The organism is Peterkaempfera podocarpi (assembly GCF_042466665.1).
Taxonomy (GTDB): Bacteria; Actinomycetota; Actinomycetes; order Streptomycetales; family Streptomycetaceae; genus Peterkaempfera; species Peterkaempfera podocarpi.
This window is the reverse complement of the sequence record NZ_CP162102.1, coordinates 8,582,741-8,598,112: the sequence shown is the minus strand read 5'-3', so window position 1 is coordinate 8,598,112 and position 15,372 is coordinate 8,582,741. Positions and strand designations below refer to the sequence as shown.

Genomic DNA, 15,372 nt, shown 5'->3' with positions numbered 1-15,372 from the left:
TCCCCCAGCCGTGACGCTGGACCTGGCGCGGCGGCTGGTGCACACGATCTTCGGGAGTCGCGCGAGCGAACCACTGCCGCTCGCGGCCGGCGCCTGGTCTGAGGCGTTCGAGCTGACCATCGACGGCGCGGAGATGGTGCTGCGCCTCGGCGCGCATGGGGCAGACTTCGCCAAGGACGAGCTGGCTGCGCGTCTCGCCGGGCCCGACCTGCCCGTCCCGCCGGTGCCGGCGAGGGGCGTGGTCGACGGCTGGCACTATGCGATCTCGGCTCGAGCGCAGGGGATCGCGTTCGATGACCTGTCCGGTGCCGACGTGGCGCTGGTCCTGCCGAGCCTGCTGGCCGCGCTTGACGACATCGGCAGAATCGAGGTTGCCGGCACTGGTGGCTACGGCATCTGGACTCCGGATGGGCGGGCTCCGTATGACTCCTGGGTGGATGCGCTCCTGGCCATCGGGACCGAGACGGCGCGGGTGCCCGGCTGGCGAGCGGCGCTGGCCGACTCCGAGATTGGGCTCGGGCCCATTCAGGCTGGTCTGGAAGCGCTCGTCGCACTGGCGCCGTATCTGCCCGACGAGCGCCGCGTGATTCACGGCGACCTGCTCAGCCGCAACGTCCTCGTTGCCGGTGACACGGTCACTGCGGTCCTGGACTGGGGTAACAGCATGTACGGCGACAGCCTCTACGATGCGGCCTGGCTCATCTACTGGTGGCCGTGGTATCCGCAGTGGCGCGCGGTCGATATCTACGCGGAGCTGCTGGCCCACTGGTACGCCACCGGCCCGCTCCCGACGCATCTGCGTGAGCGCCTCCACGCGTACCTCATCCACATCGGCCTTGATGCCATCGCCTACTGCACCTTCCGGCGCCGCTGGGACGAGGTACGGTCCAACGTCGAGAGCGTGGTTACGCTGGCGAACAGCGCACCGGGCAAGATCGTCCTCAACCCGCCCACCACTGAATCCCCGTGACTGGACCGATCGGCGCCTGACCGGCCCTCTTCCCGAGCACGTAGAGAGCCCTCGCAAGCAACCGCAGCCTCCCCACCCACCACGCGCATGACGGCCTGCTCTGCTTCCACCTCTGGAACAGCTTCGTCCCGAGCCCAAGCCCGTCGTCGGCCTCCGTCCATGGCGAACCCGCCCTCTGGGCCTTCCGGGACGGCGGTACCCTCCTGTTCAGGGACGGCTTCATCTTCACCCCGGAAGGGTCCGCCTGTCGGCGCGCGAGCCAATGCGGGCGCGAGGGAACCGGGTTGCGAGGCAGCCAGAGTGCAGATCTGACTGGACCTCGGTCAGTCGATGCCTTCGACGATGCGGAAGTCGCGCTCGACGCCGTCGGAGAGGGTGACCAGCGCCTCCTGGTAGGCCGCGCTCTCGTGTGCCGCGACGGCCTGCTCGAAGCTGTCGAACTCGATCAGGACGGTGCGCTCGGCGATTCCGGCGTCATGCGCCACGACCCGACCGCCACGGACGAAGGTCCGACCGCCCCCGGCCGCGACGGCCGGACCGGCCAGCTTGTTGTAAGCAGCCAGCTTCTCAGGGTCTGAAATGGTGCGGTAGACGCTGACCCAGTAGCCCTTGGGCATGGAATCTCCAGTGTGGGGATGAGTGCATCTGACGTACGGGTTGGTCTCGGACGAGCGTCGGCGGCCGTCCTCGTTGGTCTGCTGACCACCGCGAGCCGCCTTCGTGTCAGCCGAGCCGGGGAAGGCGGACAGCGCGCGCGATTTCTGCGGCGCCGCCCAGGCGGATCAGGGTGCCGGACGCGCTGCGTTGTGCGTTGGCGGTGATCGTGGACGGATGGCCGAGGTGATCGCCCATGTCGACCGCGATGCCGGTGACGCCCTGATCCGCGAGATACACGGCCAGACATGCGGTGCTGTTGGCGTTGGCGACATCCTCGGGGACGCCGATCGACGGGGCGAACATCCGCGCCGCCGCCCGACCGTCCGCATCGGGGATCGAGTAGGCGTAGCAGCCCAGCAGTCCGTAGCGGTCACAGGCACGGCGCAGTGCCGTGAAGTCCGGACGGAGTTCGGCCAGCACGGTGCGCGATCGCACGGGTACCAGCAGCCGTGGCCGGCCGGGTGAGGCCACGCAGGCGCCGTCGGGAAGGGCTTCGTTCATCAGGCCGAGGGCCGTCGCGATCGCCCGGAGTTCGGGTTCCCCGGCGTCCCGCGCGCTGATCGGGCCCGGGTCGAAAGTGGCCGTCAGGCCGTCGTGTTCTCGCTTCGCCCAGCCTTCGAATACGCGACGTGTGGTGTGCAGCGCGGCCCGGTAATCGGCGTCGCCGCTGTGGCGCAGAGCGAGCAGCGCCAGTGCGGCGACTGTGCCGTGACCGCAGGCGGGCAACTCGCCTTCGCCGGTGAAGAACCGGAGCCGATACGACGGTCGAGCCTGATCCTCGCCGTCCACCGCAGCGATGAAGACCGCGTGCGAGGTGCCTGTCGCAGCAGGGATGCGCCGTCGCTCGGCATCGGTGAAGGGCGCGTCGTCGAGCACGGCGGTCGGACTGCCGCCCTGGCCCTGCCGCCGGCACGCGTCGACGATAGTCACCTCGGGCATGGCGCCGCGTCCATCGTGAGCAGCATCGTCAGGTCGAGCGCGGGCGCGCTGTGCGTCAGGGCGCCGATCGAGATGAGGTCGACGCCGGCGTCGGCAAGGGCCCGAACCCGGTCCAGGGTGACGTTGCCGGAGGCCTCCAGGAGGATCTCCGAACCGCCGGAACTGCCGGCCCTCATGCGCGTCACTTCTTCGATGTCGGCCACCTCCATGTTGTCGAGCATGAGCCAGCCGGCTCCCGCTTCCATGGCTTCGCGGGCCTGCGCGACGGTCTGCACTTCGACGTCGATCGGCACGCTCGTCCCGGAATCGGCCATTCCCTTCCGGACCGCATTGATCGCCGCGGTCACCCCGCCGGCCGCGGTGATGTGGTTCTCCTTCAGCAGGACCATCGCCGCCAGGGTGAGCCGGTGGTTGCTGCCGCCGCCGGCGGTGACGGCGTACTTGTCCAGCGCCCGCAGCCCCGGGGCGGTCTTGCGGGTGTCCAGGATCCGCGCCGGGGTTCCGGCCACGGCTTGGACGAAGCCGTCGGTGACGGTGGCGATGCCGCACAGGCGCTGCAGGAAGTTCAGCACCGTGCGCTCGGCGGTGATCAGGCTGCGAGCCGATCCGGTCAGCCGCACCAGGACGTCCCCGGTCTGCACTCGCTCGCCGTCCGCGACCAGAGTCTCGACCTCGACCTCCGGGTCGGTTTGGGCGAAGACTTCGTGGACCACGGGGATTCCGGCGGCGACACCGGGCTGGCGGGTGCTGATCTCGGCGGTGGCGATCAGATCGGCCGGGACGCTCCACAAGGTGGTGATGTCGTCGGCGGCCCTGTCCTCCGTCAAGGCGGCCGCCACACTGGCCCGCGCCGCCGACGCGGGAAAATCGGCGATCTTCATTGGTGGTTCCTCAGCTCTCAGAGATTGATCATCGGACCGACGAGGCCGTGGACGGCTTCCTTGACGGCTTCCCCGAGCGTCGGGTGGGCATGGATGTTCCTGGCGATCTCGTACGCTGTGAGATCCCACATCCGCGCCGGCGTCAGCTCGGGCAGGAGCGCTGGAACGCCACGCGGTAGTCGAGGCTGATGGGGCTCTCGGAGCGGATGCCGAACGGGTCGGCCTCCTTGGTGATGTTGTGTGCCAGTTCGGCGTTGCACAGCAGGGCCTTGGATGGGATACAACCGACGTTGAGGCACACGCCGCCTCAGTACTTGGCCTCGACAACCGCAGTGCGCAGCCCCGGCTGTGTCGCGCGGATGGCCGCGGTGTAGCCGCCAGGTCCGGGGCCGAGGACGACGGCGTCATAGTGGGTAGCGGCGGCAACGAACCCGACGCCGGCGTGGGAAGAGGGATCGTCCATGACGAGTTGCTCCGTTCAACAGGACCGGATCGAATCTTCGGCCCCAGTAGAACCCCCGCGATCCGGTCCACGCCAATAGCTCCACGAGGCCGCCCCATAGGCTCGGACCTATCGCGAGCGCAAGGAGCGGACATGCACGACCACCAAGGCGTCGAACTTCGTCATCTCCGCTACTTCGTCGCCGTCGCCGAGGAGGGCACGATCACGGAGGCCGCACGGGTGCTGCGGATCGCGCAGCCCAGCCTGAGCCAGCAGATCAGCGCCCTGGAACGCCGAGTCGGGGCCAAGCTGTTCCACCGCAGGCCCAAGGGGATGGAGCTGACCGAGGGCGGCCGGATCCTGTACGCGAGCGCCAGTCGTACCCTGGCCGAGATCGAGTCGTCGCTGGTGCAGGCGCGCGACGCGCGCTGTCCGGTGCACGTAGGGGTCTGCGGCACCGTTCCGGAGCACCTGCTGGCGCGGGTCGAGCGGGTCCTGGCCGAAGACGGATACCTGGACGTCGAGTTCGCCGAGGCCGACTCCCCGCAGCAGCTCGACCTGTTGCGGGCCGGCACCCTGGCCTTCGGGGTGATGCGCGTCTTCCACGACATCGACGACCTGGCCACGCTGACCCTGGCCGACGAGCCGCTTGGCGTGCTGCTGCGCCCCGACCATCCGCTGGCCGACCACGCGGCCCTGTCCTGGGCCGACCTCGCGGGCCAGGAACTGCTGTGGTTCCCGGCCGAGCGCAACCCGCACTTCGTCGAAGGCGTCCTGGCCCACCTAGCCGGCCACGGCTGGTCACCACGGCTACGTACCGTCGACGCGCACAGTCGGGCCCTGTACCGCCACCACCTGCGCCACAGCCAGAACCTGATCACCCTGCGAGCCCGGACCGCCGTCGCGGCGGATGGCGGGATGGCATGGCGACCGTTTGTGTCCGACCCGCCGCGCGAACGCTTCGTCCTGGTCGCTCTCGGCGACAGCCCTTGGGCGGGGTTGTTGGCTCGCTCGGGCGGCCGCTCATCCGATGACGGCGTCATCGGTGGACCCGGTCAGAGCGCGGCGAGCTTCCCGAGCGCCGCCTCGTCGGCGCTGCCGGGCTCGGCCTGGTAGACCGTCATCCGCCGGCCGTCGTCGCCGAATCGCATGACCTCGATGACCAGCGTCAGGTCGCCGACCTTGGGGCGCCGGAAGTGCTGGGGTTCGCCGCGCCGCACCCGTACCTCGTGGCGGACCCACATCGTGCCGCGCGGACGAGCGGCGCCTGCGCACGATGCTGACGCACCTCGCCAAGACGCGTCATCCCGGCGTCCTCAACGACTGCTTCTTTCAGGCCGTCGGCGCGGCAGGGCTGGAGGCGCAGTCCAGCCGGGGTACCAGCCGGACCCCTCAGGGATAAAGGGGGAAGCCGGCGCCGGGCGGCACATGGGGCCGGCGGAACGGACGCGCCCGCCGCGCCGCGGGAGTGCTGCCACGGTGGTCGCCCGGATCTGCGGCATCGGCGGATCAGTTCGGTGTCCAGGCAGCGGCCGGCCGCGACGCACGCGCGGTGGGGATGGTGACCTGTGGCCGCCCCGCTGGGTACGAAGCGCGGTGGGGCGGCCCTGCCCGTTCAGCGGCTGCGCAGGAACAGCAGGCGCTTGTGGGCGCGGCTCTTGGTGTCGTCGTCGGTGCCTTCGAGCAGGTAGGTGGCGCGAGCGGCGGTGGCGCTCCCGCGGAAGGCGCGCCAGCGGCCAGTTCACAATCCCCACTGGCGGCCATCTGCTGGGGAGGCAACGGGCCATCAATATCACCTTGTGTGACCTCTCTGCCGCTGAGTAGGGCGGCAGGAGCGACCGGTTAGCCGAGAAGGTTGCGGCGGGCGGCCAGGAACGCCCGCTCCGACTGGTTCTCGGTGAGCTGGGCCGCAGTGTCGAGGGCTTGCGCAGCTTCCGTGGTGCGTCCGAGGCGGGCGAGGAGGTCGCCGCGGATGGCATGGAACAGGTAGTAGTTCCCGAGGTCGAGGTCATCGACTACGTCAAGTGCCGTCTGCGGGCCGTGGACCTCGGCGAGGGCGACGGCGCGGTGGAGTGCGACGACCGGGCCCCCGTCGAAGAGCACAAGCTGGTCGTAGAGCGCGAGGATCTGAGTCCAGTCGGTGACGGGGTCGGTGTGCACGGCGTTTATCGCGGCCAGGATCTGGTAGCGGCCGGGCTGGTTGCGGCGCAGGCACGCCCGGACGATCGTGCGGCCCTCGGCGACCAGAGCGGCGTTCCAGCGGGAGCGGTCTTGGTCGCCGAGGCGGACGAAGCCGCCGTCCGGGTCGGTGCGGGCGTCGCGGCGGGCGTCGATCAGCAGCATCAGCGCGAGGAGTCCCGCCGCCTCCGGCTCGTCGGGCATCAGCTCGACCAGGAGGCGGGCGAGGCGGATCGCCTCGGCGCACAGGTCCTCCCGGACGAGTTCGGTGCCGGAGGAGGCGACGTAGCCCTCGTTGAAGATCAGGTAGAGGACAGCGAGGACCGCGCGGAGGCGGTCGGGCAGGTCGGCGTCGCAGGGTACCCGGTAGGGGATCTTGGCGTCGCGTATCTTCGCCTTCGCGCGGACCAGGCGCTGGGCCATCGTGGGCTCGGGTACAAGGAAGGCGTGGCCGATCTCGGTGGTGGTGAGTCCGCCGAGCAGGCGCAGGGTGAGGGCCACCTGCGCGGGCATCGCCAGGGCGGGGTGGCAGCACGTGAACACCAGCCGCAGGCGGTCGTCGCGCACGGGACCTTCCTCCTCGGGTTCGTCGCCGGCGTGCACGAGGAGTGCCTCGGCGTGCTTGTGCGCGCGGACCGCTTCGCGGCGCAGCTGGTCGATGGCCCGGTTACGGGCGGTGGTGATGATCCAGCCGGCCGGACTGGGTGGCAGGCCGTCGGCCGGCCAGCGCTCCAGGGCCGTGGTGAAGGCGTCCGCGACGGCGTCCTCGGCCATGCCGATGTCGCCGAGTCCGCGCACGAGTACGGCGACGGCTCTGCCGTACTCGGCGCGGAACACGGCCGCGATCTGTTCCGGGGTCGGGCTCAATACGGTTCGACATCCTGGAACGGGCGGACCTCGATCGGCAGCGTCGTCGCGGCTGCGGCCCTGCGGCCCCACTCCAGCGCCGCGTCCAGGTCCGGTGCGGTGATCACCCAGATCCCGCCGACGTGCTCCTTGCCCTCGACGTAGGGGCCGTCGGTGAGCAGGCCGTCCGCGTGCACGACGGTCGCCGTGCCCGGGCCGTGCAGGCCGCCGGTGAACACCCAGGAGCCGCTGTCGCGCAGCTCCTCGTTGAGCTGGTGCAGGTCGGCCTTGATCTTGGCCATGGCCTCGGGGTCCGCCTTGCCTTCGGGCTGGTAGATCGACAGGAGGTACTTCGTCATGGGTTCCTACTTGCGGGTGTAGTTGGCGATGATCACGCCCTTGGTGGTGGAGACGCTACCGGTGAGCTCGAACTCGGTCAGCGGCAGCGGGCCCTCGAACAGCCGGGTGCCGGTGCCCAGGGTGAGCGGGTGGATCAGCAGCTGGTAGGTGTCGACCAGGCCGGCCGCGTGCAGGTCGCGGACCAGCGAGACGCTGCCGATGATCGTGAGATCCTTGCCGTCCTCGGCCTTGAGCTTGGCCACCGTCTCGGCTGCGTCGCCGGACAGCAGGATCGAGTTCTGCCAAGTGTCGGCGTTCTCCAGCGTCCGGGAGACCACGTACTTGGTGGCCGCGTTCATGTGCGTGGTGAACGGGTTCCCGTCGGTGCGGATGCCCCAGGCGGTGATGAAGTCCGCCCAGGTCCGGTGGCCGAACAGCATGTCGGTGGGCCTGCTCATGCTCTTGCCCATCTCCTGGCCCATGACGGCGTCGTTGTACGGGCCGCCCCAGCCACCGTGGGTGAAGCCGCCGCGGGTGTCCTCGTCCGGACGACCCAGACCCTGGACGACCCCGTCGACGGTGATGGACAGCGTGGCGTTGACCTTGCGCATCAGATACTCCCTTGCTCCTGCGGACCACTCCTCTACGGCCCGTTCACCCCCTACACGTACGGCCAAGGGCCAAATCGACACCTGCGCGAGATTTTCTTTCCCACCAAGATCATCACCCCAGGCAGCATCAGGCAACCGGCGCGGACACGCGCCCAAGCCGCCCCAGCCGAACCGCCGCACCTGCCCTCGGCGATCCCAGCAGCCACACGCCAGGATCGGCAAGCCCCGGCTGGAGCCGACGCCCGGCGCGTCGCCCCGGTAGTGGCCCGGATCCACGGGTGGCCGGAACGGTGGGCGACCACTGGGTCAGAGACCAGCCATGACACCTCGGCATAACGGGCGAGAGAACACGCCAATCGTCACGGCCTGCCATCGGTTACTCTGCGCAACTATGCCAAGTGGCCGTACGTGGGGAAATCCTGGTGGCCGCTGTCAAAGGCGCCTCCGGGGCGCAGCGTCTTGTGGTGATCGAGGTAGCCGGTGACGGCGCGCTCTGCGGCGTAGGCGGTGTGGCCGACCCGGCCTGTCTCGGTCTCGCGGACGGCTCGGAGCTGCTCGGTGCGCTTGGCGGCGTTGTTGCGGGCCCGGTTGCTGGCGCCCGGCTCCCTATTGGCTGCCCGTCTGTTGGCCTTCGTTTCGGGTGGTTCAACTGGCTCGGTCCAGAAGTCAACGCCGTGAGCCCCGCGAGGAGAACGCCGCGGTGGAGCGGGGGAGGGGTCGACAAGTCTCCGGCTCGTAGAGGTTCTGAAGATGCGGGTGGCCCGCCAGCGACCCTGGCGGGCCACCCGCTTATCTGCACTTCACCCGAAAGGGTGGCCGGACTCTCAGTCAACCTGGCTTCGACATCCCTGAGGGCGGGTCGTGCCGAGTTGTCTCCTGCTGGGCGTCCAATGAGGAATTCCGCATGCCCGGGGAACGCTCGTCCCGGCGGGTCCGTTGGACGGGCATGGAGCTGAACATGCGAGCGGGACATCAGGGAACGGGACCTGGGGCCGTCACCCCCGACGGGTGCGCGGTCGAGCTTTACTCGCGGCTGCCGGTCGGGGCCGAGCCGGACATCGTCGCCGCTGCCGTACCAGTTGGTGCGCGCATCCTGGAGCTGGGATGCGGCGTGGGGCGTATGACTCACCCTCTCCTCGAACGGGGTTTTTCGGTGACTGCGGTGGACGAGTCGCAGGAGATGCTGGACCGCGTCCGTGGCGCGCGGACGATCCTCAGCTCGATCGAGGAACTGGACCTTGGTGAGGCGTTCGACGTGGTGATGCTGGCGTCGTTCCTGGTGCACGCCGGAGATGTTGAAGTGCGGCGAGCACTGCTGCGTACCTGTGTAAGGCATCTTGCGCCGGACGGCTGCGTGCTGATCCAGCGTGAGGGGGAGGAGTGGCACACGAACCTGCCGCGTGAGCGTGTCGACCCCAGTGGTTTCACCGTGCGAATCGTGTCGGCGGAGTCGACCGGTGATGGGGCGAACTCGGTTTATGCGGAGTACGAGTTCCCGGACGCCACTTGGACCCAGACGTTCCTGTCCAGGCCGCTGACGAAGGACCAGTTCGAGGCGGCGCTCGCGGAGGTGGGCCTGAAGGTGGACGAGTACCTGACACAGGACCGGACATGGGTGCGGGCGGGTCAGGCGGTCTAGGGGTATGTGACTGGTCAAAGGGTCTCCCGAGTTGAGGGGTCGGTTCGTGGTTTGGGGATGCCTAGGTCGACGGCGGGGCGTCGGGCTCGTCGTTGGGTTTCCTCGCGCTTGGCGCGGAGGAACGTGAGAGTGAGGTCGATACCTTCTGTCTCGCCGGCCTTGCCCTCGGCTTCGGCGCGTGTTCGGCGGTTGAGTAGGTCGGCTTCCAGCTCTGCGAGTCGGGTCAGCATCTTGGGGTTGACGTGCAGCATCGGGCAGCGGATGCAGGCGTGTTCGTGCTGGCAGGGGGTGCCGTAGGGGCGTCCGCAGGAGCCGAGTTCGACCTTGCGGCGGTCGAAGTGCTCCTCGAACTCGGTCCACTCGTCCGAGGTGGTGTCCCGGTATTCGTCGGTGGGACGGATCTGGCGCCGGTGTTCCAGGTGCTCCAGGTAGTGGCGGATGACGTCTTCGTCGAACACCGCGACGTAGCCGCGAGTGGTCTGGACATTCAGGTGTCCGAGGAGGGCCGCGCCGATGTGGATGGGCAGGCCGCTGTTGACGAGTTCGGTGATGAAGATCCGGCGGAAGTCGTGCGGGGTGAACTTCAGCCCCTTGAAGCCGGGGTGAACTTCGGCGAGGGCGAGGCAGCGCCGCTCGATCATCTTCTGGATCGTGCCGATGTTGAAGACTGCGGGAACCGTGCCGTTCTGTCGCTGGAACAGGAACGGCATCGGAGGGCTCCAGACCTTGTCGTGCGGGTCGTAGCGAGTCACGAGGGGGATCGGCCGCCCGGTGCGAGCGTGTCGGCGGATGATCGCGGAGGACCGCGAGGAACTGCTGGCGTTCTACGACTTCCCGACCGAACACTGGACCCTCCTGCGGACCACCAACCCCATCGAGTCCACGTTCTCCACCGTCAAGCTCCGCACCAAGGTCACCCGCGGCGCCGGCAGCCCGGCCGCCGCCCTCGCGATGGTGTTCAAGCTCGTCGAGTCCGCCCAGACCCGCTGGCGGGCGATCACCGGCACCCACCTGGTCCCCCTCGTCCGCGCCGGCGCCAGGTTCGAGAACGGTCTCCTGGTCGAACGTCCGGAAACTGCGGCTGCAGCCTGACCGCAGGCCGGTACGGGGCCCGCTGGTAGCCTGACGATCATGGATCTCGCCCGGGTGTTGGACGCGTTCGAGACAGAGGCCGAGGCGCTCGGCCCGGGAGTCGCGCGGCTACCGGAAGCGGCGTGGAACCGCCCAACACGGTGCTCACCGTGGTCTGCCCGTGAACTGCTGGGCCATGTCTGCGTCGTCCTGGACTGGGTGCCCGACATGATCGAAGGTCAGGCTCCCGAGATCCCGGAGGTCTCCGCGACCGAGTACTACAGGCCGGACCGCCGCTTCAGCACCGCGACCAACGCGGCCCGCATCGAGTTGGGACGAGATCGCGCCGCTCGTCATCGCTCAGGAGCCGAGCTCGTCGCCGACTTCACCCAAACCTGGCGGAAGGCGCAGGGGCTGTGCCGGAAGGAGCCGGAGCGCCGGGTGGTGCGGACACGGCACGGCGACGCCATGTTGCTCGCCGACTTCATGCTGACGCGCGTCTTCGAAGTCGCCGTGCACGGGGTCGACTTGGCCGATGCGCTTGAACGTGAGGCATGGCTGACGTCGCCAGCCGGAGATCTGCTGCTGGAACTTCTCGCCGGACCGGACACGGGCGGGATGACCGAGCTGGGTTGGAGCCGTGCCCGGTTTCTTCGCAAGATCACCGGACGAGAACCGCTGGAGCCGGAAGAGTCCTCCCAGATCGCCAGGCTGGGTACCACCTGGCTCACACTGGGATGAGAAGCCCCTGACCTCCGCAATCGCAGCCCGACACCGTCCGGGTCTTCTCCGTCCACAGGTTTTGAGACAGCCTCCAGCGCCTCCGTCAACCACGCCCCCTGGGCTCATCAGGCCGGCGCGGCCGCGCCCCGAGCGCGGTCAGCCTGCGCTCGGCACCGCGGTGTCCAACCTCGCCCTGGCGGATCTTCGCCATCACCCAGTCGGCAGCGCGCGGGTTTGCGGAATCCAGGAAGTTGATATGCAGAAACCCGCGCGCCTCGAGCCCGGTTGGGGGCTTGCGGCGCGCGGGTTCGGACTGCCGAGACGGTCGGTCAGGCGCAGGTGAGGCTGTTGCTGGTGTCCATGAGGTGCTGGGTGGTCGTGTTGTTGAGGGTGATCGGTGTGTGCTGTTCGAAGCGGCCGGGCTTTCCCCAGTAGTGGGGTGTCTTCCAGTCGTCGCGTCGCGTCGCTTCGACCACGTTGTGGGCGGCGGTCTCGACGGAGTCGAAGACGACCGGTCCGAGGATCTTGGCGCCGGCGCGCATGTACCAGGGGGTGGCACGCATGATGTCGGTCTTCACGGCGCCCGCGTTGATAACTCCGGCGGCGAGGCCGGGTTCGGCGCGGGTGAGGTGGGCGGCGTAGTGGTGGTTGGCAAGCTGGACCGGCTTGCGGTCGCGGCCGAAGTTGAACGGGGCGAACTCGGGGAAGCGGGTGAAGTCGGCGTCGTTGGTCGGCGGGACGGCGGCGGTCATCATCAGCACGGTGGGCCGCTCGGACCGGCGGAGGGCAGGCAGGAGGAGCTGGGTGAGGTGGTAGCGACTGAGGTAGTTGACCGCGAAGAACGGGTGGAGCCCGTCGGCCGTGCGGCTCTCCTGCATGGTGAGCACCCCGGTGGTGTGGACGAGGGCGTCGAGGCTCTGGTGCTCGTCGAGGATGCGACCGGCGGCTTCACGGACGCCGTCGTGGGTGGACAGGTCGGCCGCGAGGAAGGACGCCCGGTCTCTGGCGGTGCCGAAGGAAGCGAGGGCGGCCTCACCCTTGCTCGGGTCGCGGCCTGCCAGGACGAGCCGGTGGCCGTCCGCGAGGAGGTCGCGGGCGGCTTGGCGGCCGATGCCGCTGTTGCCGCCGGCGATGACGATGGTCTTCATGATGCTCCCGGGAAAAGGGGCGGGCGCTGACCGGTCGACGGGGGTGAGGACCGGTGGGCGCCCGTGGGCAGCCCGTAGGCGGTGCGCTGGCTGGGTTCAGGCGACGAAGTGCTCGGCCTGGGTGCGGGTGGTGTGCAGCGTCCAGTAGTCGAGGGCGATCTCGTCGGGCGCGCGATGGGGAACACCTTCGGGAGCCTGGGTGCCGATCAGGAGGTTGATGGCGACGTTGGCCGCGTAGATGCCCGACTCCGCGAGGGTGTTGTGCAGGTTGATCGCCCAGTTCCGCTGGCCGGCCTGGGCGATGTTGACGTCGGCGAGCATCGGGTAGGGGTTGATCGCACCGCCGCCGGTGCTGAACAGCAGCGTGCCGGAACCGGCCTCCAGCATCCCCGGGAGCACCGCCTGGACCGCCGCGACCGCGCCGTAGAGCAGCGCGTCGACCTGCGGGCGCAGGTTCTCGACGGTCACGTCCTTGGGTGAGGTCATCGACAGGCCGGGGTGCGGGGAGAACTCCAGGACGTCGATCCGTCCGAACCGTCCGATCGCCGCCTGGAGCGCGCCGGAGAGCTGGGCCGGGTCCGCGACGTCGGCGGGGAAGCCTTCCGCGGTGATGCCGGCCTCGGCGAGGTCAGAGACCAGTGCGTCGAGCTTGTCCTTGCTGCGGGAGATCAGGGCGACGTCGAAGCCGTGGCCGCCGAAGACCTTGGCGATGGACAGGCCGAGCCCGGGGCCGGCTCCGACGATGGCGATGGTGGGCATGCGCACTCCTGAACGAGTAGGGGTCGCGAGCGCGGCCGGATGGCCGGGCGGAGGTCAGTTCTGGTCGGCCGGTGGGGTGGCGCCGGGCCAGTCGGTGGGGCACGGTGCCTCCAGGGCGCCGAGGATGCGCTGGGAGACGGAGCCGAGCTGACGCTGCTGTGCCTTGGTGAGCGGGTCGAAGACCAAGCGGCGTACCGTCGCCGCGTGCCCGGGGGCCGCAGCGGTGACCTTGTCCTGGCCGTCGTTGGTAAGGGTGGCCAGCGTGGCTCGGCCGTCGGAGGGGTCGGGGTGGCGGCGTACCCAGCCGCGCTTCTCCAGCCGGATGACCACGTTCGACAGCCGGGAGAGCGTGCTGCCCGCGTACCGGGCCAGCTCGCTCATCCGCAGGGTGCTCTCGGGCGCCATCGACAGCGCGGACAGCACCATGTAGTCGAAGTGGGCGATCCCCGCGTCGCGCTGCATCTGCGATTCCAGCGCAGCCGGGAGCTGGGTCAGCACGTAGGCGAACGCGTACCACTGCTGCTGCTCGTCGGCGTCGAGCCAGCGCGGCCCGGCGGAGTCCTGTGCGTCTTCCATGCCCCCAACATACTCCAAGCATGGAATGAATGATGAACCGGATTGCTCTTAGCTTGAAGCATATGCTCGGGCATGGTTGATCCAACCTTGAAGTTTCTGAGTGGAGTGGTGGGTCCCGATGAACGTCTTCTTGTGGATCGTCGCGGGTGTGCTGGCGGCGGTGTTCATGGTGGCCGGAGCGATGAAGCTCAGCCGCACCCCGGAGCAGCTGGCAGCTTCCGGGCCGGGCTGGGCCGCGGACTTCGGCGCCGGCCCGGTCAAGCTGATCGGCGCTCTGGAGGTCCTTGCCGATCTGGGCCTGATCCTCCCGCCCCTGGTCGGCGTCGGGGAGATCCTGGCTCCCGTGGCCGCTCCCGGACTCGTGGTACTGATGATCGGCGCGACCGTCACCCACGGCCGCCGCAGAGAGTTCCAGATGATCACTGTGAACGTCGTCCTGCTGGCGCTCGCTGCCGTGGTCGCCCGGGGCCGCTTCGGCCCACACGTCTTCTCGGTAGCTTCCCCGCCCGCACCTGGACACCGTCAAGGGGAACCAGCGCGTGGTCATTTGGGCAGCTTCGCGGTGCGCTCAGACCTCACAGGTGTATTGACCACGAGCGTTGTTGACAGTCAGCGCGGTCACGGATCCTGATCGGCCTGGCCATGTCGTGGCGCAGCGCCGGGCTGAGCACCGAGATCGGGTGCGCTCTGGCGGCGGCGTGCCCGTGATCTACGTCGGTGAGCCAGTCTATTCGTTCGACATGCTGCCGGAGGTCCTCATCGTGCGGGATATCGGCACCGCGTTGGCGGTCGCGCCCAGTTGGTTCGGAGGGTGAGCAAAAGGCGGCGGGCTGGTTGCCAGAGCGCGATCCCTGCAACCGGCCCCGCCGCGTTGCGGCGTCACCGCGCGCTCGGCACCGACATGGCCAGCCCGACGAAGTCCGACCACACCGCGTCGTCGACGCCGTCCAGGGCCTCCTTCGTCCGACGCTCTTCGGCGGTCAGCACACCCATGCCGACTCGGACCTCGTACGGCAGGTAGTCCAGCGCCAGGCGCCGTCCGACGTAGTCCATAACCGAGCTGGCCTGGCGGATATCCGGATCGTTCGTCAGTCCGGCGGGTGCGAACCGCATGCCCACGTAGTCGACGCAGAACACCTCGAGCGGCACGCCGTGGCGCAGACCACGGGTGATCGTGGTGGAGAAGGCGTCCATCATCCCCGCCAGTGTCGACCCCTGCTTGGCCATCCGGATCAGAGCCTCCGCCGGCTGACCGTCGGCGGTGCGGGCCACCGTCAGGTACCCCTTGCCCTCGCCGACCGTGAACGATGTGGTGTGCGAGTGCAGCCGACGCGGAGGCCGCTGCAAGGGGCGGGGCAGCGCCACCGAGCCGTCGCTGAACACAGGCGCCGAGGTTTCCACAGATCGTTGCGCCATCAAGAGGTCCTTACCAGATCGATAGGGCAGACGGGAGCCGCACCACAATGTGTGGGGCGAGAATGCGACATCGCTACTACATGTAGTGGTCTTAACGTAAGGGCGCCGGTTGTGTACCGCCAACTCCGGCGCGCCGCACGGGACAGGATCCGCCAGCGGTGCCGCGCCACAGCGACT

18 protein-coding genes and 2 pseudogenes are annotated in these 15,372 nt (G+C 69.1%); 6 read left to right on the top strand and 14 right to left on the bottom strand.

Going from position 1 to position 15,372, the window contains the following annotated elements; all coding sequences use genetic code 11:
• Positions 1-10 precede the first annotated feature (10 nt).
• Entirely contained in the window at positions 11-970 is a 960-nt protein-coding gene (locus tag AB0761_RS37435; RefSeq protein ID WP_377273735.1) for a phosphotransferase family protein, read from the top strand.
• Between the two features lie 323 nt (positions 971-1,293).
• Here the strand turns inward: AB0761_RS37435 and AB0761_RS37430 are convergent, their stop codons facing one another.
• The 4 genes and pseudogenes from AB0761_RS37430 to AB0761_RS37415 all read right to left on the bottom strand — a co-directional run.
• Positions 1,294-1,587 (bottom strand): DUF1330 domain-containing protein, encoded by a 294-nt coding sequence (locus AB0761_RS37430; protein WP_377273734.1) that lies wholly within the window; start codon positions 1,585-1,587, stop codon positions 1,294-1,296.
• A 106-nt stretch (positions 1,588-1,693) separates the two neighbouring features.
• Positions 1,694-2,566 (bottom strand): PhzF family phenazine biosynthesis protein, encoded by an 873-nt coding sequence (locus AB0761_RS37425; RefSeq protein WP_377273733.1) that lies wholly within the window; start codon positions 2,564-2,566, stop codon positions 1,694-1,696.
• Positions 2,554-3,447, bottom strand: coding sequence for a carboxylating nicotinate-nucleotide diphosphorylase (nadC, locus tag AB0761_RS37420; protein WP_377273732.1), 894 nt, complete (start codon positions 3,445-3,447; stop codon positions 2,554-2,556). Before nadC ends, AB0761_RS37425 begins: the two co-directional genes overlap by 13 nt.
• Before the next feature lie 154 nt (positions 3,448-3,601).
• Positions 3,602-3,910: pseudogene (locus tag AB0761_RS37415) on the bottom strand (FAD-dependent oxidoreductase); the annotation flags it as partial.
• 132 nt (positions 3,911-4,042) lie between these two features.
• Between AB0761_RS37415 and AB0761_RS37410 the strand changes: the two are divergent.
• Positions 4,043-5,005 carry a LysR family transcriptional regulator gene (locus AB0761_RS37410; protein WP_377273731.1) on the top strand — a complete coding sequence of 321 codons (963 nt, stop codon included), beginning with the start codon at positions 4,043-4,045 and terminating at the stop codon, positions 5,003-5,005.
• On the opposite strand, the gene AB0761_RS37405 is transcribed toward AB0761_RS37410, so the two are convergent.
• The 5 genes from AB0761_RS37405 to AB0761_RS37385 form a co-directional block, all read right to left on the bottom strand.
• A complete protein-coding gene (locus AB0761_RS37405; RefSeq protein WP_377273730.1) occupies positions 4,945-5,133 on the bottom strand; it encodes a hypothetical protein in 189 nt (62 codons plus the stop codon). The two genes, AB0761_RS37410 and AB0761_RS37405, sit on opposite strands and share 61 nt — an antisense overlap.
• A 598-nt stretch (positions 5,134-5,731) precedes the next feature.
• A complete protein-coding gene (locus AB0761_RS37400; protein WP_377273729.1) occupies positions 5,732-6,934 on the bottom strand; it encodes an RNA polymerase sigma factor in 1,203 nt (400 codons plus the stop codon).
• Positions 6,931-7,272, bottom strand: a complete 342-nt coding sequence (locus AB0761_RS37395) for a YciI family protein (protein ID WP_377273728.1) — start codon at positions 7,270-7,272, stop codon at positions 6,931-6,933. Before AB0761_RS37395 ends, AB0761_RS37400 begins: the two co-directional genes overlap by 4 nt.
• Before the next feature lie 6 nt (positions 7,273-7,278).
• Positions 7,279-7,863, bottom strand: coding sequence for a dihydrofolate reductase family protein (locus tag AB0761_RS37390; protein WP_377273727.1), 585 nt, complete (start codon positions 7,861-7,863; stop codon positions 7,279-7,281).
• A gap of 389 nt (positions 7,864-8,252) precedes the next feature.
• Positions 8,253-8,648 carry a DUF932 domain-containing protein gene (locus AB0761_RS37385; protein WP_377273726.1) on the bottom strand — a complete coding sequence of 132 codons (396 nt, stop codon included), beginning with the start codon at positions 8,646-8,648 and terminating at the stop codon, positions 8,253-8,255.
• Positions 8,649-8,809: 161 nt separating this feature from the next.
• On the opposite strand from AB0761_RS37385, the gene AB0761_RS37380 reads away from it, so the two are divergent.
• Positions 8,810-9,502: a class I SAM-dependent methyltransferase gene (locus AB0761_RS37380; RefSeq protein ID WP_377273725.1), complete on the top strand. Its 693-nt coding sequence runs from the start codon at positions 8,810-8,812 to the stop codon at positions 9,500-9,502.
• Between the two features lie 14 nt (positions 9,503-9,516).
• Here AB0761_RS37380 and AB0761_RS37375 read toward each other — a convergent pair whose 3' ends face one another.
• Positions 9,517-10,254, bottom strand: a complete 738-nt coding sequence (locus tag AB0761_RS37375; protein ID WP_377273724.1) for a site-specific integrase — start codon at positions 10,252-10,254, stop codon at positions 9,517-9,519.
• A gap of 55 nt (positions 10,255-10,309) precedes the next feature.
• Between AB0761_RS37375 and AB0761_RS37370 the strand changes: the two are divergent.
• Both AB0761_RS37370 and AB0761_RS37365 read left to right on the top strand, forming a co-directional pair.
• Positions 10,310-10,594, top strand: a pseudogene (locus AB0761_RS37370) (transposase); the annotation flags it as partial.
• A gap of 39 nt (positions 10,595-10,633) precedes the next feature.
• Positions 10,634-11,314 (top strand): maleylpyruvate isomerase family mycothiol-dependent enzyme, encoded by a 681-nt coding sequence (locus AB0761_RS37365; protein WP_377273723.1) that lies wholly within the window; start codon positions 10,634-10,636, stop codon positions 11,312-11,314.
• A 311-nt stretch (positions 11,315-11,625) separates the two neighbouring features.
• Here AB0761_RS37365 and AB0761_RS37360 read toward each other — a convergent pair whose 3' ends face one another.
• The 3 genes from AB0761_RS37360 to AB0761_RS37350 form a co-directional block, all read right to left on the bottom strand.
• Positions 11,626-12,444: an SDR family NAD(P)-dependent oxidoreductase gene (locus tag AB0761_RS37360; RefSeq protein WP_377273722.1), complete on the bottom strand. Its 819-nt coding sequence runs from the start codon at positions 12,442-12,444 to the stop codon at positions 11,626-11,628.
• A gap of 96 nt (positions 12,445-12,540) precedes the next feature.
• The gene (locus AB0761_RS37355) at positions 12,541-13,203 is read right to left on the bottom strand and encodes an SDR family NAD(P)-dependent oxidoreductase (protein ID WP_377273721.1); all 663 of its coding nucleotides are present in this window, start codon (positions 13,201-13,203) and stop codon (positions 12,541-12,543) included.
• Between the two features lie 54 nt (positions 13,204-13,257).
• Entirely contained in the window at positions 13,258-13,779 is a 522-nt protein-coding gene (locus tag AB0761_RS37350) for a MarR family winged helix-turn-helix transcriptional regulator (protein ID WP_377273720.1), read from the bottom strand.
• A gap of 118 nt (positions 13,780-13,897) precedes the next feature.
• Between AB0761_RS37350 and AB0761_RS37345 the strand changes: the two genes are divergently transcribed.
• Entirely contained in the window at positions 13,898-14,410 is a 513-nt protein-coding gene (locus AB0761_RS37345; RefSeq protein ID WP_377273719.1) for a DoxX family protein, read from the top strand.
• Between the two features lie 248 nt (positions 14,411-14,658).
• Here AB0761_RS37345 and AB0761_RS37340 read toward each other — a convergent pair whose 3' ends face one another.
• Complete coding sequence (locus AB0761_RS37340) at positions 14,659-15,195, bottom strand: ribonucleoside-diphosphate reductase (RefSeq protein WP_377273718.1); 537 nt, start codon at positions 15,193-15,195, stop codon at positions 14,659-14,661.
• Positions 15,196-15,372: the final 177 nt, after the last annotated feature.